The sequence below is a fragment of the Nonomuraea glycinis genome (assembly GCF_014646515.1).
GTDB lineage: Bacteria > Actinomycetota > Actinomycetes > Streptosporangiales > Streptosporangiaceae > Nonomuraea > Nonomuraea glycinis.
In genome coordinates, this window is the sequence record NZ_BMNK01000005.1 from 268980 (window position 1) to 287231 (window position 18252).

The 18252-nt window shown below is 71.1% G+C and carries 17 protein-coding genes; 9 read left to right on the forward strand and 8 right to left on the reverse strand.

The features are described from left to right. Positions 1-30 precede the first annotated feature (30 nt). Positions 31-822 (reverse strand): maleylpyruvate isomerase family mycothiol-dependent enzyme, encoded by a 792-nt coding sequence (locus tag IEY87_RS17185; RefSeq protein ID WP_189139665.1) that lies wholly within the window; start codon positions 820-822, stop codon positions 31-33. 139 nt (positions 823-961) lie between these two features. On the opposite strand from IEY87_RS17185, the gene IEY87_RS17190 reads away from it, so the two are divergent. The 5 genes from IEY87_RS17190 (at position 962) to IEY87_RS17210 (ending at position 5521) form a co-directional block, all read left to right on the forward strand. Continuing rightward, on the forward strand, positions 962-2017 hold the full coding sequence (locus tag IEY87_RS17190) for a Rieske 2Fe-2S domain-containing protein (protein WP_189139666.1): 1056 nt from the start codon (positions 962-964) through the stop codon (positions 2015-2017). After that, positions 2017-2232, forward strand: coding sequence for a hypothetical protein (locus IEY87_RS17195; RefSeq protein ID WP_189139667.1), 216 nt, complete (start codon positions 2017-2019; stop codon positions 2230-2232). Before IEY87_RS17190 ends, IEY87_RS17195 begins: the two co-directional genes overlap by 1 nt. Beyond that, the gene (locus tag IEY87_RS17200; protein WP_189139668.1) at positions 2229-3167 is read left to right on the forward strand and encodes a PDR/VanB family oxidoreductase; all 939 of its coding nucleotides are present in this window, start codon (positions 2229-2231) and stop codon (positions 3165-3167) included. The genes IEY87_RS17195 and IEY87_RS17200 overlap by 4 nt, the downstream gene beginning before the upstream one ends. A 24-nt stretch (positions 3168-3191) precedes the next feature. Beyond that, complete coding sequence (locus tag IEY87_RS17205) at positions 3192-3965, forward strand: IclR family transcriptional regulator (protein ID WP_189139669.1); 774 nt, start codon at positions 3192-3194, stop codon at positions 3963-3965. Between the two features lie 92 nt (positions 3966-4057). After that, entirely contained in the window at positions 4058-5521 is a 1464-nt protein-coding gene (locus IEY87_RS17210; protein WP_189139670.1) for a flavin monoamine oxidase family protein, read from the forward strand. A gap of 86 nt (positions 5522-5607) precedes the next feature. On the opposite strand, the gene IEY87_RS17215 is transcribed toward IEY87_RS17210, so the two are convergent. From IEY87_RS17215 to IEY87_RS17230, 4 genes are read right to left on the reverse strand one after another with little or no spacing between them, the layout of a single operon-like run. Further along, on the reverse strand, positions 5608-5853 hold the full coding sequence (locus IEY87_RS17215) for a hypothetical protein (RefSeq protein WP_189139671.1): 246 nt from the start codon (positions 5851-5853) through the stop codon (positions 5608-5610). A gap of 11 nt (positions 5854-5864) precedes the next feature. Further along, complete coding sequence (locus tag IEY87_RS17220) at positions 5865-8081, reverse strand: hypothetical protein (RefSeq protein WP_189139672.1); 2217 nt, start codon at positions 8079-8081, stop codon at positions 5865-5867. Next, positions 8078-9655 (reverse strand): peroxidase family protein, encoded by a 1578-nt coding sequence (locus tag IEY87_RS17225; RefSeq protein WP_189139673.1) that lies wholly within the window; start codon positions 9653-9655, stop codon positions 8078-8080. The genes IEY87_RS17220 and IEY87_RS17225 overlap by 4 nt, the downstream gene beginning before the upstream one ends. Before the next feature lie 2 nt (positions 9656-9657). Then, positions 9658-10932 carry a cytochrome P450 gene (locus IEY87_RS17230; RefSeq protein ID WP_189139674.1) on the reverse strand — a complete coding sequence of 425 codons (1275 nt, stop codon included), beginning with the start codon at positions 10930-10932 and terminating at the stop codon, positions 9658-9660. Positions 10933-11145: 213 nt separating this feature from the next. On the opposite strand from IEY87_RS17230, the gene IEY87_RS17235 reads away from it, so the two are divergent. The 3 genes from IEY87_RS17235 to IEY87_RS17245 all read left to right on the forward strand — a co-directional run bounded on the left by IEY87_RS17235 (position 11146) and on the right by IEY87_RS17245 (position 14670). Then, a complete protein-coding gene (locus tag IEY87_RS17235) occupies positions 11146-12093 on the forward strand; it encodes an acyl-CoA desaturase (protein ID WP_189139675.1) in 948 nt (315 codons plus the stop codon). A gap of 78 nt (positions 12094-12171) precedes the next feature. Beyond that, positions 12172-13620 (forward strand): argininosuccinate synthase, encoded by a 1449-nt coding sequence (gene argG / locus IEY87_RS17240; protein ID WP_189139676.1) that lies wholly within the window; start codon positions 12172-12174, stop codon positions 13618-13620. 150 nt (positions 13621-13770) lie between these two features. Continuing rightward, on the forward strand, positions 13771-14670 hold the full coding sequence (locus tag IEY87_RS17245; RefSeq protein WP_229699345.1) for a CHRD domain-containing protein: 900 nt from the start codon (positions 13771-13773) through the stop codon (positions 14668-14670). A 102-nt stretch (positions 14671-14772) separates the two neighbouring features. Here IEY87_RS17245 and IEY87_RS17250 read toward each other — a convergent pair whose 3' ends face one another. After that, on the reverse strand, positions 14773-14940 hold the full coding sequence (locus tag IEY87_RS17250; RefSeq protein ID WP_189139678.1) for a glycosyltransferase: 168 nt from the start codon (positions 14938-14940) through the stop codon (positions 14773-14775). Between the two features lie 72 nt (positions 14941-15012). Between IEY87_RS17250 and IEY87_RS17255 the strand changes: the two genes are divergently transcribed. Beyond that, on the forward strand, positions 15013-15204 hold the full coding sequence (locus tag IEY87_RS17255) for a hypothetical protein (protein ID WP_189139679.1): 192 nt from the start codon (positions 15013-15015) through the stop codon (positions 15202-15204). Between the two features lie 217 nt (positions 15205-15421). On the opposite strand, the gene IEY87_RS17260 is transcribed toward IEY87_RS17255, so the two are convergent. Both IEY87_RS17260 and xynA read right to left on the reverse strand, forming a co-directional pair. Then, positions 15422-16789, reverse strand: coding sequence for a sensor histidine kinase (locus tag IEY87_RS17260; protein WP_189139680.1), 1368 nt, complete (start codon positions 16787-16789; stop codon positions 15422-15424). 139 nt (positions 16790-16928) lie between these two features. After that, on the reverse strand, positions 16929-17915 hold the full coding sequence (gene xynA / locus IEY87_RS17265; protein ID WP_189139681.1) for an endo-1,4-beta-xylanase XynA: 987 nt from the start codon (positions 17913-17915) through the stop codon (positions 16929-16931). Positions 17916-18252: the final 337 nt, after the last annotated feature.

The window sequence follows — 18252 nt, forward strand, 5'->3', positions numbered from 1 at the left end:
CCGCTGGAGCGCACTCCAGGTCAAGTCGCCCTAAAAACCGGTGAAAACTCCGCGCAGCTCGTCCAGGGTGAGCTTGCCGCCCGTGAGCGTCACCGTGGCCGGCGTGTGCTCGGCGGCGTGGCGCCCGGAGGCGAGCCGCAGCCACCACTCGGCCGGGGCGCTGAGCACCGCGTCGGGCTGGGCGGGCTCGTCGGTGAGGGCGACCGCGTCGGCCACGCTCAGCCCGAAGGAACGATCGGGGGAGGTGACGCGGACGGCGATGGCGACCGGGCGGTCGTTCAGAGCCTCGGCCTTGGTGATGAAGCCGAGGAACATGCTCACCTGGTCGAGAAGCGGCTCCGTCGCGGCCGGGGCCAGGGTCGCCGCCGGGTCGAAGGCGACCTCGACGTCCCAGGTGTGCAGAGCGAACTCGTTGAGCCGCATGCGCGCCGCGGTCGTGACGTCCACGGGCGCGGGGAGGAAGCCGAAAACGATCCTCAGCTCCTTCCGCGTCCGCGCGTCGAGCCCTTCGTACCGCGCGACCAGCGTCTCGTTGGCGGTCAGGAAGCCCGCGGCCCGCTCGGCCGGGGACATCGCGTCCCAGCGTGCCCAGACCTCCTTGTTGAAGTCTCCGCCCGGCACGGCGGCGCCGTCCAGCGCGGCCTCCAGGGCGGCCAGCGCGATCTCCGCACCGCTGCCGAGGTGACTGAGCACCTGCGACACGTCCCAGTCCGCCGCTCCGGACCGCCGGGTGAGGTCGTTGGCCGGCAGGCCACGCACCAGGGCCGCCAGGTGGACGTGGCCGCTGCGCAGAGCGTCGATGATCTGGTCGGCATCGGTCATGTTCGTCTCCCGAGGGGGTGGGTCCGGCCTGATGACAGCTTTCGCTTTCCGGCATGCGGGAAGCGACATTCCGCCGCACGGGTGACCGAGGTCACCATCGAAGACGCGGGGACTGTCAGAAGATACGAAGGAGTTGCCTGTGTCGTCTATTCCCACCGACCAGTGGTACGTCGCGGCGTACGGACGTGAGATCGGCCAGGAGCTGTTCAGCCGCACCATCTGCGGCGAGTCGATCCTGTTCTGGCGCACCGGCGCCGGAGAGGTCACCGCCATGTCGGACCGCTGCGTGCACCGCCGCTTCCCGCTGTCCGAGGCGCCGAGCAGGCTGGTCGACGACCAGGTGGTGTGCGGATACCACGGCTTCACCTACGGCGCCGACGGCCGCTGCGTCGCCGTCCCCGGCCAGACCCGGGTGCCGCGCACCGCCCGGCTGAAGAGCTACCCGACCGTGGAGCGGGACTCGTTCGTCTGGGTGTGGATCGGGGACCCCGCCAAGGCCGACCCGGCCGCCGTGCCCAGGGCGCCCTGGCTGGCCTCGCCCGACTACACCACCGTGTCCGGCATGGAGCCGCTCAAGGCGCGCTTCGAGCTGCTGGTGGACAACCTGCTCGACCTGTCGCACGAGACGTACCTGCACGGCGGCTACATCGGCACCCCGGAGGTGGCCGCCACCCCGACGACCACCGAGGTCGACGACGAGGCCGGCATCGTCTACGTCAGCAGGCACATGGACGATGCCGAATGCCCGCCCTTCTACGCCAAGTCCACCGGCCTGACCGGCCGCATCATGCGCTGGCAGGACATCGAGTACAGCCCGCCGTGCCTGTACAAGCTGCACTCGCGGATCGCGCCGGTCGGCGTGCTGCCCCGCCCCGACGGCAGCGACCCGGACGCCTTCCACGTCGAGGTCGTCTACGCCATCACCCCCGAGACCGAGCACTCCACCCACGACTTCTGGGCCGTCGCCCGCGACTTCGCCCTCGACGACCAGGGCGTCTCGGACTTCCTCGCCGAGCAGAACCGTACGGTCGTGCTGCAGGACGTCGCCGCGCTCGACGTGCTGGAGCGGGTGATCGCGAGCGAGCCCCCGGGCTACCAGGAGCTGTCGATCAACATCGACACCGGCGGGCTGGCCGCCCGGCGGATGCTGGCCAAGCTGGTCGAGCCGAGCGCGGCCCCGGCCCGGACGGCCTGATGAACGTCGAACCCACCCGCATGCTCACCGGCCCCGGGGTGCTGCGCGTGGTGTGGCTGCCGGGCAGCGACCTGCTGCGCGGCACCTGCCACTGCGGCGCGGCCTACCTCGCGGAAGGCCCCGTCGAGGTGTGGGACTGGCTGCTCGGCCACCCGGTCGGACACGACGCCGCCGCCGTGGACGGCGCGGCGGAGCTGTCGGCGGCCCGGCGATGAGCTTCGAACTCGTCGTGCGCTCCCGCGCCCGGGCGGCCGAGGGGGTCGTGGTCCTCGACCTGCGCGACCCGTCCGGCGCCGCGCTGCCCGCCTGGGCGCCTGGCGCGCACATCGACCTCGTGCTGCCCGGCGACCTGGTCCGCCAGTATTCGCTGTGCGGGGATCCGGCCGACCGCCTGACCTGGCGGATCGCCGTCCTGCGCGAGCCCGCGGGCCGGGGCGGCTCGGCGCTGGCGCACGAGCTCCGCCCGGGCGCGACGGTCGAGGTCCGCGGGCCGCGCAACCACTTTCCCCTCCAGCCCGCGGCCCGCTATCTGTTCGTCGCGGGCGGCATCGGGATCACCCCCATCCTGCCGATGATCGCCGCCGCCGACGCGGCCGGCGCCGAGTGGCGACTGCTGTACGGAGGCCGTACGGCGGCGTCGATGGCCTTCGCCCGCGAGTTGCGCGCCGCCCACGGCGACCGGGTGGACCTGCGCCCCCAGGACGAGCACGGCCTGCTCGACCTGGAGAGCCTCCTGGCGCGGGGGACGCCGGACACCCTCGTCTACTGCTGCGGGCCCGCCCCGCTGCTGGACGCCGTCGAGAAACGCTGCGCCGAGCGCCCCCCGGGCACGCTGCACGTGGAGCGGTTCACCCCCAAGGACGCCGGCGAACCCCTGCTGGCGGGGTCCTTCGAGGTCGAACTCGCCGTTACCGGGATCACCTGCACCGTGCCACCCGGGCGGTCGATCCTCGACGTCCTCGAAGCGGCGGGCGTACAGGTCCTCACCTCCTGCCGCGAGGGCACCTGCGGCACCTGCGAGACGGACGTACTCGCGGGTACCGTGGACCATCGGGACTCCCTCCTCACCCCCGAGGAGCAGGCGGCGGGCGACACCATGCTCATCTGCGTCTCCCGCGCCGCCTGCCCGAAGCTGGTCCTCGACCTCTGACCCCCGCCGCCCCAGGAGCCGCCCATGCAGGTGCCCGCGCCCCGGCGGCCGGCCGAGCGCACCGGCCCGGTCGTGGCCCGCGCGCTGCAGATCCTCGGCGCGTTCACGCCCGATCGGCGCTCGCTCACCCTCAGCGAGCTGGCCCGGCACTCCCACCTGCCCGTCTCCACCGCGCACCGGCTGGCCTCCGAGCTGGTCGCCTGGGGCGCGCTCGAACGTGACGTCTCCGGCTGCTACCGCATCGGCCTGCGCCTGTGGGAGATCGGCTCGCTCGCCCCGCGTGGCCAGGGCCTGCGCGAATGCGCCCTGCCCTTCCTGGAGGACCTGTCGCAGGTGACCCGCGAGAACGTGCAGCTGGCCGTACGGGAAGGCCCCGAGGTGGTCTTCGTCGAACGCATCGCGGGTAGCAAGGCCGTGCCGGTGCTCACCCGGGTCGGCGGCCGCTTCGCGCTCACCGCCACCGGCGTCGGGCTCGTCCTGCTCGCCCACGCCCCCGCCGACGTGCTGGAGGAGGTCCTGGCCAGGCCCATCAAACGCTACACGGACCGTACGCTGACCACGCCGCACCAGCTGCGCGCCACGCTCGCCGACACCCGCGCCCGCGGTTACGCGATCAGCGACCGGCAGGTCACCATGGACGCCCTGTCGGTGGCCGCGCCCATCCAGGACGCCGAGGGCGACGTGGTCGCCGCGGTGTCCCTCGTCGTGCACTACGGCAGCGCCTCACCGCACGCGCTCGCCCCGCTCGTGCTCACCAACGCCCGCGCCATCTCCCGCGCGCTGCCACTGTTCGGCTGACCCCTCGCCTTCTCGTTTACTTACCGTAATAATAGGAACGCTTTCCGTTATCACTACACGAGGAGCGTGACCTTCTGGACGAGAACCGGGCAATGCCGACCTCCCTCGGCACAGGGGTGCCCAAGCCGCACCACGACCTGCGGGTGCCGGCGGACCTGATCGCGACGGCCGAGCGCGGGCTCGGCGCCGGCGGCCGGCCGCGCAAACGCGTGCTGATCATCGGCGCCGGCATGGCCGGCCTGGTCGCCGCCTACGAGCTCATGCGCCAGGGCCACGAGCCCGTCGTCCTGGAGGCCCAGCAGCGGGTCGGCGGACGGGTGCTCACCCTGCGCGACTTCGCCCCCGGCCTGTACGCCGAAGCCGGCGCCATGCGCATCCCCCGCGTGCACGACCTCACCCTCGCCTACTGCGCCCGCTTCGGGCTCAAGCTGCGCCCGTTCGTCATGGGCAATCCCAAGGCGCTGGCCTACATCCAGGGCGTCCGCACCACGATCGGCAAGCTCGACGCCGACCCGCAGATCATCGACTTCGAGCTGGCCGAGCACGAACGCGGCCGCTCCTACGAAGACCTGTGGCGCACCGCCACGCAGGAGATCCACGACCTCTACGCCCAGGAGGGCGAGAACGCGCTCGACCGCATCTGCGCCGAGTACGACCGCTACTCCATCCGCAGCTTCCTGCGTGAGCGTGGCTTCTCCGAAGGGGCCATCGAGCTCTACGGCGTCATGAGCTTCCGGGAGTCCAACCTCAACGCCGCGATCATCGAGCAGTTCCGCGAGATCATCGGGCGGGCGTTCGAGGACATGCAGGAGATCGAGGGCGGCTCCGACCGGCTGCCGACCGCCTTCTACCACGAGCTCAGGCAGCACATCCGGTTCGGCCACGAGGTCACGGCCATCGAACAGGGCGACCACACGGTCAGCCTGCACGTCAGAACGGGCTCCGGCAGGACCACGATCACCGGCGACTACGCCATCTGCACCATCCCGTTCTCGGTGCTGCGCGACGTCGAGACCACCCCCGCCTTCTCCCGGCGCAAACAGCGCGCCATCCGCGAGCTCAACTACAACGCCTCCACCAAGATCCTGCTGCAGGTACGGCGGGCGTTCTGGGAGCGCACCGACGGCATCGTCGGCGGCACCACGGTCACCGACCTGCCGATCCGGCGGATCTGCTATCCCTCGCACACGGCCCCCGGCGACGAGCGCTCGATCCTGCTGGCCAGCTACACCTGGGGGCAGGACGCGCTGCGCTGGGGCGCGATGTCCCCGCAGAAACGGGTCGAGCAGGCCCTGGAGGACGTCGCCAAGATCCACCCGGAGATCCACGACCACGTCGAGTTCGGCGTCACCCACGCCTGGTACAACGACCCCTACGCGGCCGGGGCCTTCGCCCTGTTCGAGCCACACCAGCAGAGCAACCTGCACGACGCGATCATCGCCCCGGAGGGCCGCGTGCACTTCGCCGGCGAACACTGCTCCCTGTGGCACGCCTGGATCGAGGGCGCTCTGGAATCAGGCCTGAGCGCGGCTCGAGCCGTCCACGAGGCAGCCTGATCTCACCCCGCACAGCCCGAGCCGTTCACCAGGCAGCCTGATCTCACCCCCCGTACAGCCCCGAAACCTATGGTGCTGTGCGGGGGTCAGGGGTGGGCCGTCGCGTTGCTGTAGTGGTGGAGGCGGGCTGCTGCCGTGTTCAGGTCGGTGGCGGCTTGCAGGCAGGCGGCGCGGTGGGCGTTCACCGAGGCGCGGAGCCAGGACGGGGCGATGCCGCTGGCCGCGAGGCCGGCTTCGATCTCCCGGAGGCGTTCGGCGCAGGCGGTGAGGGCCTGGGCGTCCGCGCGCAGGACTTCGGCGTGGGCGGCGATCGCCGCGAGGTCGGCTGACATCGCTCCTCCGGTCAGGTGGCGGAGATGGGGACGGCGGCGTCGCGGAGCGCCTGACGACGGGTGGACGCCAGGCACAGCAGGGGCCGGGCGCCGTCGAGCCCCAGCTCCCGCAGCCGGTCGGCCAGCGGGTGCGCGGCCTCGGGGGCGACGCTCAGCCGCAGCAGCGGCAGGGGGTGCAGCCGGGCCGGTCCGCGGGTCCGCACACACGAGCGCAGCGTGGTGCCGCCCCCGCCCGCGTAGCCGACCAGGTCGCGGTCGAGCGTCGGCAGCCAGGGACCGAGCCGCCCCCGCAGGGTGAGAATCTCGTCGCCGGGACTTCCGACGGTGACACGGGCGCACCGCCGGGTGAGCCGGAACTCCAGCGGCGTCCGGTGCGGCTCGCCGCCCCACAACCGGGGCGCGACGACGAAGGTGGCGGCGGTGTCGACCACGGAGCCGACCAGGTAACTGCCCGAGCGCCGCCGCGCCGCGCCGCGCAGCAGGTCGGGCCAGGCCAGGAACGACCGCCGGCGCCCGCCGCCGTCCGGCCCCGGCACGACGACGCCGAGGTGCAGCTCGCGGTAGCCGCCCGCGCTGGTGCGCCGGTTCCAGGCGGCGTGCACGCAGACCAGGGCCCGGCCGCCGACCCGCAGGGCGGGACCCGTCCCGGTGCCCTCCAGCAGCCGGGCCGCCGCCGAAGGGTCCACGGTGAAGTACGCCGTGAGCGCGCTGCCGTCCCGGCACCTGATCGGCAGCTCGACCGCTCCCGCCGGGCCGTCCAGCGAGTAGGTCGGCACGGTCAGGAAGGGGAAGCCCGTCAGGTCGGGGACGTGGTCGAACAGCTGGTAGGCCTGTGAGCGGACGACGGGCCCGGCGAAGGGTGCGAGCCGCTCGTCGAGGTGCGCGCGGGCCTCGGGCAGGTCGTCGGCGAGGTTGGCCAGATAGTGCTCGATGCTGTGGCAGAGCGGAAACAGGTGGGTGGAGTCGAAGTAGTCGACCACGTACCAGTCGGGATGCAGGTCGAAGCAGCCACCCGCGCCCTGCCCGTCGAGGGTGGGGATGATGTCGTGCTGGTTGGTGACGCTGGCGACGAAGGTGCGCGGGTCGGCGGGCCGCTTGAAGTCGACGGGCGAGCCGATCGCGATGACGTGGGTGACCGCGTAGCGGGCGCAGAACTCGGCGTCCTGCGCCAGGTTCATGATCGCCGCGCCGCCCGCGCTGTGCCCCATGAGCGCCAGCTCGGCGCCCTCCGCCAGGCCGTAGTCGGCGACGGCCCTGGCCAGCGCGCGACTGAAGGGGCTGCTGTCCAGCACGGCACTGCTGAACGCGCCGAGCAGATCCTGGGGCGAGTCGCCGCTGGGCCGTCCGGCTCGCATGCCCGGCGCCTGGAGAACGTGACGGACCACGCCGTCGGGACCCTCGACGCTCCGAATGAGGATCCGCCCCGTGGTGCCGACTGTGCTGATGTCGCGCAGGAATCCGAGCAGCGACCCACGCCGGCTCAGCCGGGCGGCTTCGGCGCCGGTCAGTTCGGTCCGGCGTGCGACGCCCTCGCCCGTGTCGAGGGCGGCCACGGCCCTGTTGCTCAGACCGGTGAGCGGGTCGGCGGTGACGTAGCCCTTGCCGGTCGCGATGAGCCAGGCGGCGGCGTCGTTGAGCGGGTTCTCGTCCAGCAGCGCGCGCAGGGCGAGAACTTCGCCGAAGACCGGGGCGAGCTGGCTGAGCGCGTGCACCGCGCCACGGTCCTTGAGCAGGGCGCGCAGCGCCCGGACGGCCTCCAAGTCACGGTCGGCGGCGGCCGCGTCGATGAGCCGGGCCAGCATGGGGTCGTCGGTCAGCTCGGGATGGTCGACCGCGACGGCGGCGATGCGCAGCCGCAGCGAGGTGGCCAGCACGTGCACGGCCAGGCTCTCCGCCCCCGCCATGGCGCCGATCTTGGCGGCCGCGGTGGCCAGCCGGCCACCGGTGAGCGCGCAGCCGAGGCCCTGGCCGTTGGTGGTCGCCCGCAGCAGCGCGCGGTAGGCCGGACGAGCCGCCGCCGGCCTGCGCGGCAGGGCCCGCAGCAGCGCGCCGTCGGTGAGCGCGGCCGTCGCGTGGGCCGCCGTTTCCTGGATCGTGACCGCGACCTCGACCAACTCGCGCGCCGCCCCCCGCAACGCCCCAGCAGCCGAATCGCCGATCCCGCTCGCCTTTCCGGCGGCCGGGGCGGCTTTCGCGTGCTCGGGCGCCGGATCGTCGTTCCCGTTCACCTGTCCGACCGCCGGGACATGCTGACGAAGCGGGGGCTGGGATCCTCCGGCGTGTTGCGGTGCAGCACGTCCGACAGCGTGTGGGTGGTCGCGATGATCCGCATGCCGTACGGGGAGAAGGTGGCGGCGTTGAACACCCTCGGCGCGAGCAGCGGGTTGGTGAGCGCCTGGGAGAAGGCGTCGATAGCGATGATCTTGGTCAGCAACGGTGGCAGGATCGCGTCGGGGGATCCGGGCTCCTCGGCGAACAGCCCGACGTACAGGTCGAGGTCGTCGACGCCGTGGTAGAGCTCGCGCAGCGCGCCGGTGACCCGCTCGTCGCCGGAGATCTGCTCGAACGCGCGCACCCGGGGAAAGCGGCAGTGCTCGCGGTAGCTGTTGTACGGGGCCAGGTCGAGCGTGCGGGAGTCGGCGATGCTGGCCACATCGACCTCCCGCAGCAGGGGATCGGTGTTGAACAGGCCGAGGCGGCCGGCCCGCTGGCGTGAGGCGTCCTCGAAGAGCCGGCCGAGACCGGGACCGGGGATCAGCGAGCCGCCGAGCAGGGTCTGCGCCATCGGCAGCTCGCCCCCGCCCACCGACAGGCGCGACGGGATCAGGCTGTGCCAGCGGTAGACGAGGTTGAACTCCACCGACGCCCAGTTCTGCCGGTGCCAGGGTGCGCCGGTCAGCATCGCCGACAGCTGCCGGTCCAGGGTGAACCGGAAGTGGTAGGGGGTGATGTGGTTGATGTACTCCTCGACGACCAGCTTGATCAGCAGCACGATGAGGATGTTGCGCGTCGTCTGGAACAGCCGCTCGTCGTCCCAGCCCGGGTAGTGCCGGGCGAGCAGCCGGGCGACCCTGTTGTGCTCGCGCAGGAACAGCACCGTGAGCATGGTGAACCCGAGCTGGATGTTGCCCCGGTCGCTCCCGGTGGCGAACAGCGTGTCGCGCTGCGCGTCGGTGAGCTCGTCGAAGCGGATGACGCGCAACGCGTCGAACTCCGGCTTGATCTTGCCGTTCTCGCACAGGTAGGGCGGGAACTCCCCGCCGTTGACCAGCCGGCTCTTCAGCAGCCCGCCGTCGAAGGCGCGCAGCGCCGCCGTCACCGCCGGGTTGAGGCCGTACAGCTGATTGAGGTCGATGTGGTGGTTGGAGCTGTTCTTGCGCGGGTCGCGCGGGACGGTGGTGTCGCCGCGCAGGAAACCGTCGGTGAACCACTGGGCGAAGTAGGCGAACAGCACCGTGGAGCGCGGGCAGGGGATCGTCTCGCCGCGGGTGAACAGGTCGGCGGCGCGCTCGGGCGTGGGCCGGCTCCCCTCGGGGGCCGGCATCGGGGGCAGGTGCCTGCCGCTGTAGGTGCGGTCGGTCAGCGAGGCCCACGAGGTGTAGCCGGCCATCGTGCTCAGCGGCTCGGGGCGCGGCGGCATCTCGCGGATCGCGTGGTCGATCAGGGAGGCGTTGACCCGGCGCCGGACCGGCTGGATCGACTGTACGAGATCCCACACCGGCCGGCCGTTGGTCAGGGCCAGGAACCTGAGCCGGTTGACGAGGCCGTCCGTGGCGATGCCGCGCGCTGTGCTCGCCGCCATCGTCAGCTCTCCTGCCCTTCGGCGCCGAGCCCGAGGACGAACCGGTCGGGGAAGATCCCCGCGGCGCGCTCGATCCGCCCTTCGGGCGGCGGGAGCAGGCGCACCCCTGGACGCAGCAGCAGACGGCGTACGGTCTCGGCGACCACCACCCTGGCCGGATGCACGCCGAGGCAGGCGTGGTGGCCGTAACCGAAGAACAGCTGGTGGTGGCCCGGCCGGTCGAGCCGGAACGCGTCGGGCTCCGGCACCACGTCCGCGTCGAACATGGCCGACGCGGGCGACGCCAGGACGAACGTGCCCGCCGGGATCACCGTGGCGCGCGGGGTGCCGGCGGCCAGGACGTGGTCGCGCTCGCACAGCCGGGGGAGCAGCTTGAAGAGCGGGTTGAACCGCAGCGCCTCCCAGACGTAGCGGTCGAAGAGCTCGGGGTCGCCGGCGGCCGCGGTGGCCTCGGCCAGCCTCTCGGGGCGCAGCAGCAGCTGCTCGACGGCCTCGACCATGGCCCCGGGCGCGCTCTCGACGAAGCCCAGGGGCAGGCCCGCCATGTTGATCACGATGCGGTCGTCGGGCAGGTCGGAGCGGGCCAGCCGGGCGAAGACGTCGTCGGGCAGGTCGTCCAGCCCCGCCCGGTATGCGGCGAGCCGGTCACGCAGGTAGCCGATCATCTCCCCGCCCGCCTGGACGGACGAGGCCTGGATGTCCGGATCGCCCAGGAAGTTGGCGAAGCCGTCGGTGACGACGGCCCGCGTCCAGCGCGACAGCGTCTGCTGGTCGGGGCCGGGAAAGCCGAAGTAGCGCGCGCACACGCCCAGGGCGACGGGCCGGAACAGCGCGTGGACCGCCTCCACCCGCCCGTCGGGCCAGGCGGCGTCCAGCAGCTCGTCGGCGATGCTCCCGGCCAGCTCCCGCACGTCGGCCACGTCACGCGGGTCGAGCATGACCTGCATCAGGCCCTTCTCCCGCCAGTTCATGGCGGTGGCGTCCCGGCCCAGCATGAAAGGGCCGCCCAGCGCGGCGTCCAGCCGCGGACCGAAGGCGCGCACCGAGAAGACCTCCTCGCGGGAGAGCACCTCGGTGACGTCGGCGTAGCGGGTCACGACCGTGAAGGCGGGGGTGACGAAGATGGGCCGCCGCTCCCGGAGCTCGGCGAACAGGGCCCGCCACTCGGTGCGCATCCACTCCCGGACCAGACCGAACGCGGCCAGCGGGTCCCGGGCGAGGGCCTCCTCGTATCTCTCCAGATGGCCACCCGTGGTCGCCTGATCGACAGCACCCATGTCGTGGCACCCTTCCGCCTGATTTCGGAGCGAACAGCGATGATCACGCTGTGCAACCACAATCTAGGGACGTGTCAGGTATTTCTTCATGGCTACGGAGCGCATTGTTTTGCTTCCGTTACGTGACGAGGTCGTCACTGTCAGGCCATAGCCGCATGGCGGGGATCCGGCCTTTGAATAGGTGCCCCATCGTCTGGCTCAGGAGGAGGCAGTGTGACCTCGTCATCCACGCCACGGCCGGGATCGGGCCCGGTGGAGACGGTGGCGGTCACCGCCGGCCGCCGCGCCGTCTACCTGGTCGTCCTGGTCGTGCTGCCCGTTCTGCTCCTGGCCCTGGCGGTGCCGGCCGCCTGGGGGTGGGGCGTCGGCCCGCGCGACCTGGTCATCGCGCTCGTGATGTACCTGGTCAGCATCTTCGGGATCGCCATCGGCTACCACCGGCTCTTCACGCACCGGGCCTTCAGGTGCGGTCGAGGGCTGCGGATCGCGCTCATGCTGGCCGGCGGCATGGCGGTCGAGGGGCCCGTCATGCTGTGGTCCGCCGAGCACCGCAGGCACCACAAGTACGCCGACCGCGAAGGCGACCCGCACTCTCCCTGGCGCTACGGCGACAGCGGCCCGGCGTTGCTGCGCGGCATGCTGCACGCCCACATCGGCTGGTTCTACACCGCCCGTCGCCGCTCCAACGCCCAGCACTGGGTGCCCGACCTGCTGGCCGATCCGGACGTACGCCGTTTCGACGCCGCCTATCCGGCCGTCGTGCTCGCGTCGTTCGCGCTGCCCGCGGCCGCCGGCGGGCTGTGGTCGATGTCGTGGGCGGGGGCGTGGAGCGCGCTCTTCTGGGCCGGCCTGGTCCGCTATGCCGTGGTCCACCACGTCACCTGGTCGGTCAACTCCGTCGCGCACACCTTCGGCGACCGGCCGTTCCGCACCCGGGACCGCTCCTCGAACGTGTGGTGGGTGGCGATGCTGACGCTCGGCGAGGGCTGGCACAATTGGCACCACGTCGAGCCGACCTGTGCCCGCCACGGCGTGCTCAAGGGCCAGTTCGACCCCAGCGCCCGGCTGATCCGCTGGTTCGAGCAGGCGGGCTGGGCCTACGCGGTGCGCTGGCCGATCCCGTCCCGCCTCGCCGCCCACCGGCACGATCGCCCAGGGTGAGGCCGGTCCGACCGTCTGCCGGGACCCGGCGTGGACGCTCTTGCATGGTCATGCAGTCCTGTGTATATACTTCTGATCGTGTCCAAGGTACTTACCTCTCTGCCCGTCGGCGAGCGTGTCGGGATCGCCTTCTCCGGCGGCCTCGACACCTCCGTAGCGGTCGCGTGGATGCGCGAGAAGGGCGCGGTTCCGTGCACCTACACCGCTGACATCGGCCAGTACGACGAGCCCGACATCGCCTCGGTCCCCGGCCGGGCCACCGCCTACGGCGCGGAGGTCGCCCGGCTGGTCGACTGCCGGGCGGCCCTGGTGGAGGAGGGGCTCGCGGCGCTGGCCTGCGGAGCCTTCCACATCCGTTCCGGCGGCCGCACCTACTTCAACACCACCCCGCTCGGCCGGGCCGTCACCGGCACCCTGCTGGTGCGCGCCATGCTCGAGGACGGCGTGCAGATCTGGGGAGACGGCTCCACCTTCAAGGGCAACGACATCGAGCGGTTCTACCGTTACGGCCTGCTCGCCAACCCCTCCCTGCGGATCTACAAGCCGTGGCTCGACGCCGACTTCGTCACCGAGCTCGGTGGCCGTCGGGAGATGTCGGAGTGGCTGCTCGAGCGTGACCTGCCCTACCGCGACAGCACCGAGAAGGCCTACTCCACCGACGCCAACATCTGGGGCGCCACCCATGAGGCCAAGGCCCTGGAGCACCTGGACGCCGGCATCGAGATCGTCAACCCCATCATGGGCGTGCGGTTCTGGGACCCGGACGTCGAGATCGCCGCCGAGGACGTCACCATCGGCTTCGAGCAGGGCCGGCCGGTGACCATCAACGGCAAGGAGTTCGCCTCCGACGTCGACCTGGTGCTGGAGGCCAACGCCATCGGCGGCCGGCACGGCATGGGCATGTCCGACCAGATCGAGAACCGCATCATCGAGGCCAAGAGCCGGGGCATCTACGAGGCGCCGGGCATGGCACTGCTGCACGCCGCCTACGAGCGGCTGGTCAACGCGATCCACAACGAGGACACCCTCGCCGGCTACCACAACGACGGGCGGCGGCTGGGCCGGCTGCTCTACGAAGGCCGCTGGCTGGACCCGCAGGCGCTGATGGTCCGCGAGGCGCTGCAGCGCTGGGTCGGGACGGCGATCACCGGCGAGGTGACGTTGCGGCTGCGGCGCGGCGAGGACTACTCCATCCTGGAGACCTCCGGCACGGCGTTCAGCTACCACCCGGACAAGCTGTCCATGGAGCGCACCGAGGACTCCGCCTTCGGGCCGGTGGACCGCATCGGCCAGCTGACCATGCGCAACCTGGACATCGCCGACTCCCGCTCCAGGCTGGAGCAGTACGCGAGACTGGGCCTGGTCGGCAGCGCGCACCCGGCGTTGCTCGGTGCCGCGCAGCCCGCCCCGACCGAGCTGATCGGCGAGATGCCCGAGGGCGGCGCCGAGGCGATCGCCTCGCGCGGCGAGGTCCCCGAGGACGAGGTGCTGCTCGACCTCGCGGCGATGGAGTCCGGCACCGACTAGCCGAGCGGGCGGGGGCGGCGTCCTTCAGGCCGCGCCCGCCATGGCGAGGTACGGGGACCGGCAGCGAGTGCGTATTTATCCACAATCGAATAGTTGAACCCCTGGCGGTAGGGAGCCGTACCACGGCGAGAGAGAACCGAAGGGGTAATGATGAACATGCGCACCCTCACCGTCCCTGGCCTGGCCGCCGCCGCAGCACTGCTCGCCACCTCGCTCAGCCCGATCTCGGTGCAGGCCAGCACGCCCATCTACCTGGCCGCACAACTCAACGGCGAGAACGAGATATCCCCCCAGGGAGCCAAAGCGGGCGATCTGGACGGCAGCGCGCTGGCCGTGTTCCGCATCCATGGCCACCGGGTGGACTACGCCGTCCGGTGGGCCAAGGTCGCGGCGCCCAGCGGGTTCCACATCCACCGGGGCCGATCGGACGAGAACGGCGACGTCAAGGTCCCGTTCTTCGGCGAGGAGTTGCCCAACTCGCTGCACGCCGTAAAGGGCACCGTCCTGGTCAAGGACCTCGGCCTGCTCCGCCGGATCGTCACCAACCCCGGCAACTGGTACGCCAACCTGCACAACGCCGAGCACGTCCCCGGCGCCGTACGTGCCCAGCTGCACCGGGTCCGTCCGGTGGACCTGAATTCGGTGCTGTCCCACGGCTTCGGCACCACCCTCACCACCCAGGCCGACGGGCGGCAGGAAGTGCCCGCGCCCGGTATGAAGGTCGGCGACCACAACGGCCGCGCCGCCTGGCTGGTGCAGCCGGAGGGCGGCCGGATGTGGTTCGCCACCGCCTGGAAGGGCGTCAGCCGGCCGGTCGCCGCGCACATCCACCGGGCCCGCAAGGGCAAGAACGGACCGGTCGTGGTGCCCTTCTTCACCGCGAAGAAGGGCCTGCCGCCCAGCGTCAACGGCCTGGCCGGCAGCGTGGTCACCCCAGACCCGGTGGCCCGCCGCATCTGGAACAACCCGAAGAACTGGTACGTGAACCTGCACACCGCCCAGTTCCCCGGCGGCGCGGTCCGCGGCCAGCTCTACAAGGGCGACTGGTAAGGCCGCCCGCCGACCCGGGCAACGCGCCGTACGAACCCGTGCTCGTACGGCGCGTCTCTTCACAGGCACGCGACGGCGGCTGCGCCAAGCACCTGGCGCTGGTCAGCCGGAGTCGGTCACATCCTCGATGCCGTGCCGCGCGGCCAGGGAGCGTAAGCGGCGCGGGGCCGCCACGAGCGGCCGGTGCCCGGCGGCGCGCAGTCCGGCTGCCAGCGCGAGGTACGGCTGCACGTCCCCACGGCTGCCCACCGTGATGAGCAACGGCCTCATCGCTCGTCCTTCGGGCGGTCCCAATCGTCCAGGAGGCTGGGGAAGCGCTCCACCATCTCTTATAGGTCGGGCGTGCTGACCACGGCACAGCTCGGCGGCCTGTCCCGGTTCGCCGTTGCCTACCTTGGCTCCGGAGTCCTCGGGCTGGTCACCGCCGGCCTGTGGGCGACCTTCGGTCCCTACTGCCTGGTGCTGCTCCTGGCGCCGGCCATGGTGGTCCCTTGCGTGCATCGGTCGGCCCGGCGCGTCGGCTCCGGGGGCTGAGGGGGGCGGCCGCGAAACTGCCCCAAACGCGGGTTGCGCTTGAACGGGGCATTACGTCATCCCGGGTAACAAGACAGCAGGTCAGCGCCAGCCGGAAACTGACGGCGGTGACCGGGGCGACCGCTCGCTTATCGGGGGGTTGGCGAGCGGGCGCCAGATGTTGATGGCGGGCCGGGTGGCATGAGGCCGCCCGGCCCTAGGGGTGTCCGGGCCTGAGTCAGCGCTCCGCGGGCGGCATGCGCAGCACGAAACGCGCGCCGCGGTCGGAGGGCTCGATGGTGAGCGTGCCGCCGTGGCTCTCCGCGATCTCGCGGGCGATGGTGAGGCCGAGCCCGGTGCCCCCGGCGTCGATGTTGCGTGAGGCGTCCAGGCGGGTGAAGCGCTGGAACACCGTTTCCCACTGGTCGGGCGCGATGCCGGCGCCGTCGTCGAGGACCTCCAGCACCGCCCGGTCATCCTGCTGCCGCACGGTCACCGTGATCTGCGACTCGGCGTGCCGCTCGGCGTTGTCCAACAGGTTCGTCACGAGCCTGGCCAGGCGTAGCCGGTCGCCCGTGACGATCACCCCTATCTGCACCCTGGTGACGATGCGCTTCGTGCTGGGCCGGCGGGTCTCGGTGGCGACCAGCTCGCCCAGGTTCACGGGCTCATGGACGGCCGGGGCCCCCGTGTCCAGTTTGGTCAGCGTGAGCAGGTCGGTGACGATGGCCTGGAGCCGGTCCAGGCTGGCCATCAGCGCGGCGGCGGTCGCCGGCCAGTCGGCCTGCTCGGGGTGGAGCATGGCCTCCTCGACCTGGGTGCGCATCGCCGTGATGGGGCTGCGCAGGTCGTGCGAGGCGTCCCCGGCGAACCTGCGCTGCTGCTCCATCGCCGCATCCTGCTTCGCCATCGCGGTTTCCAGCCGCTCCAGCGTCTGGTTGGCGGTCTCGGCCAGGGTCCTGATCTCGTCGTCCAGGTTCTCCGGCACGGCCATGCGCATCCCGCCGCCGTCCGCGGTGATCTCGGCCAGGTGCCTGGTGATGCTGTTGACGGGCGCGAGGGTCTGGGCCACCACCCGCGACACCCCGAACCAGGCCAGCATGATCAGAATCGTCGTCACGCCGAGCTGGAACGCCAGTACCTGGAGGCTGACGTACCAAGGCACGTCCGGGGCGAGGGCGTAGATGAGCCAGGCGCCGTCGGGCTGGTACGCGCTCATGGCGATCACGAGGTGGCACTCGCCGGGAAGCCCCGGCAGATCGCAGAACTCGGCGACTCCGTTGGCCTGGCCGGGAAGGGGGATCGCCTTGGTCAGACGAGGAAGGCCGGCGAGGTTCGGCGTCGCGGCGGTCACTCGTCCGGACGGGTCCACCACCTGGACACCGTCGAGGTCTCGGACGTCCAGTACCTCGGTCAGCCGGCCGCGTTTGATCGTGAGGAGCACCGGCACCGCTTTGCCGAACACTTGGTGGGCCTGGGCTTCAACGGTCTGGTTGTGCACGGAGTACATCACGATGGCGTTGACCACGATGCTCAGCAGAAGCATGGCGATGCTGGCGAACAGTGCCAGTCGCACCCGCAGCGACCGGCCCACCCGTCTGTTCATGCACACCCCGGAGTCCAGAAGATCACGCCGGGATGCGTTCACCATAATCACGGGAGGTTCCCGTACGAATCGTCCTATGGCCGGGTTGCGGCGGTGTGGCGCGCCGGCCGGGGCCGCCGCGCCACAGGGTTCGCGGAGGTCAGCCCGCGCTGCAGGAGACCGTCGGCCAGGTCCAGTTGCCGTTGTGCTCGATCGTCACGCCCCAGTTGTTGCCGCTGCCGTTGGGCCTGGCGGTCAGCACCTGGGCGCTGGGGTAACTGGCGCTGATGTTCCACGTGGACAGGATGCGTGCCGGGGACGGCACGTTCATCGTCACGGTCCAGTTGCTCGAACCGCTGACCGCGACGTTCAGGTTGTACCGGTCGCTCCACTGTGAACCCGCGGACAGCGAGGCGCTGCAGCCGCCACCGGGGTTGCCAGGGTTGCCGGGGTTGCCGCCGGAGGAGCCGCCCAGCGTGATGGTGGAGTTTCCGCTGCTCTGGTAGCCCTCGGTGGCGAGGATCATGTAGTCATGGTTGCCCAGATTCATGCCGTTTCTGGCCCAGGCGTCGAAGTGGTTGCCGGAGGTGATCGTTCCGCCCGTCTTCTTTGACTGACGGACGCTCCAGAACTGGGGGAAGGTCCGGGTGCCTTCGATGGAGGGGGCGTTGTAGCGCATCGTCTGGTAGATGTCGTACGTCCCGCCGTCGCTGGTCACCGTGCCCTTGTACGTCCCGGTCGGTCGAAAGGTGCCCCAGTTGTCGACGATGTAGTACTCCACCAGCGGGTTTCGCGTCCACCCATAGAGGGTCAGGTACGCGTTGCCGGACGGGTTGAAGCTGCCCGAATAGCTCACCGACCTGCGCCCGCCGGTGCTCCAGCCTTTACCGGCGACGAAGTTCCCGGTGTTGCTCCATGAGGTGCTGTAGTTGCCGCCGGAGCCCAGCTCCATGGAGACCGTGCCCTGGCTGTCGGTCCAGAAGGAATAGAAGTAGCCGTTGTTGGTGCCGGTCTGATTGGTGGTGATGGCCGCGTGGGCGATGCCGGGCAGCATCGCGATGGCCACGGCCAGCACCACGGCGCAGGCACGGGCGATGAACAGCCTCGTGCGGCCGCGTCTGCGGCTTCTCGGGTGGGCGGGGTTCATGTGCGTGCTTCCTCCTTGTTGAAGGCTGGGGGGCCAGGAAGCGTGATACGACCCGGATCGACAGTGGTGGGGGCTGCCGACGGCGTCAGTGTTCGTCCGGCTCTGACAGGCTGTCAACGACGCCGGCGCGAACGCGAAGATCTTCTGTTCCAGGAACTTTCGGAGACGATGTTCGGCCTGTTCAGTGCTGATATCAGGTCGAAACAGGCCGAGGCTGGAGAATGAAACTTTCAGGAGTGATCAGAAACATTCGATGGCCGCCGCACGAGCATGTGGACATGGCGCGTCAGTTGACCAGGGGTGGCGCTTTCCGCGCCACCCCTTCGGCGGCTCCGGT

Excerpts from the sequence above, each read along its gene's own strand:
- IEY87_RS17185 (WP_189139665.1), bottom strand. The coding sequence starts at position 822 with ATGACCGATGCCGACCAGATCATCGACGCTCTGCGCAGCGGCCACGTC.
- IEY87_RS17195 (WP_189139667.1), top strand. The coding sequence starts at position 2,017 with ATGAACGTCGAACCCACCCGCATGCTCACCGGCCCCGGGGTGCTGCGC.
- IEY87_RS17200 (WP_189139668.1), top strand. The coding sequence starts at position 2,229 with ATGAGCTTCGAACTCGTCGTGCGCTCCCGCGCCCGGGCGGCCGAGGGG.
- IEY87_RS17205 (WP_189139669.1), top strand. The coding sequence starts at position 3,192 with ATGCAGGTGCCCGCGCCCCGGCGGCCGGCCGAGCGCACCGGCCCGGTC.
- IEY87_RS17210 (WP_189139670.1), top strand. The coding sequence starts at position 4,058 with ATGCCGACCTCCCTCGGCACAGGGGTGCCCAAGCCGCACCACGACCTG.
- IEY87_RS17215 (WP_189139671.1), bottom strand. The coding sequence starts at position 5,853 with ATGTCAGCCGACCTCGCGGCGATCGCCGCCCACGCCGAAGTCCTGCGC.
- IEY87_RS17225 (WP_189139673.1), bottom strand. The coding sequence starts at position 9,655 with ATGGCGGCGAGCACAGCGCGCGGCATCGCCACGGACGGCCTCGTCAAC.
- IEY87_RS17230 (WP_189139674.1), bottom strand. The coding sequence starts at position 10,932 with ATGGGTGCTGTCGATCAGGCGACCACGGGTGGCCATCTGGAGAGATAC.
- IEY87_RS17245 (WP_229699345.1), top strand. The coding sequence starts at position 13,771 with ATGAACATGCGCACCCTCACCGTCCCTGGCCTGGCCGCCGCCGCAGCA.
- IEY87_RS17250 (WP_189139678.1), bottom strand. The coding sequence starts at position 14,940 with ATGAGGCCGTTGCTCATCACGGTGGGCAGCCGTGGGGACGTGCAGCCG.
- IEY87_RS17260 (WP_189139680.1), bottom strand. The coding sequence starts at position 16,789 with ATGAACAGACGGGTGGGCCGGTCGCTGCGGGTGCGACTGGCACTGTTC.
- xynA (WP_189139681.1), bottom strand. The coding sequence starts at position 17,915 with ATGAACCCCGCCCACCCGAGAAGCCGCAGACGCGGCCGCACGAGGCTG.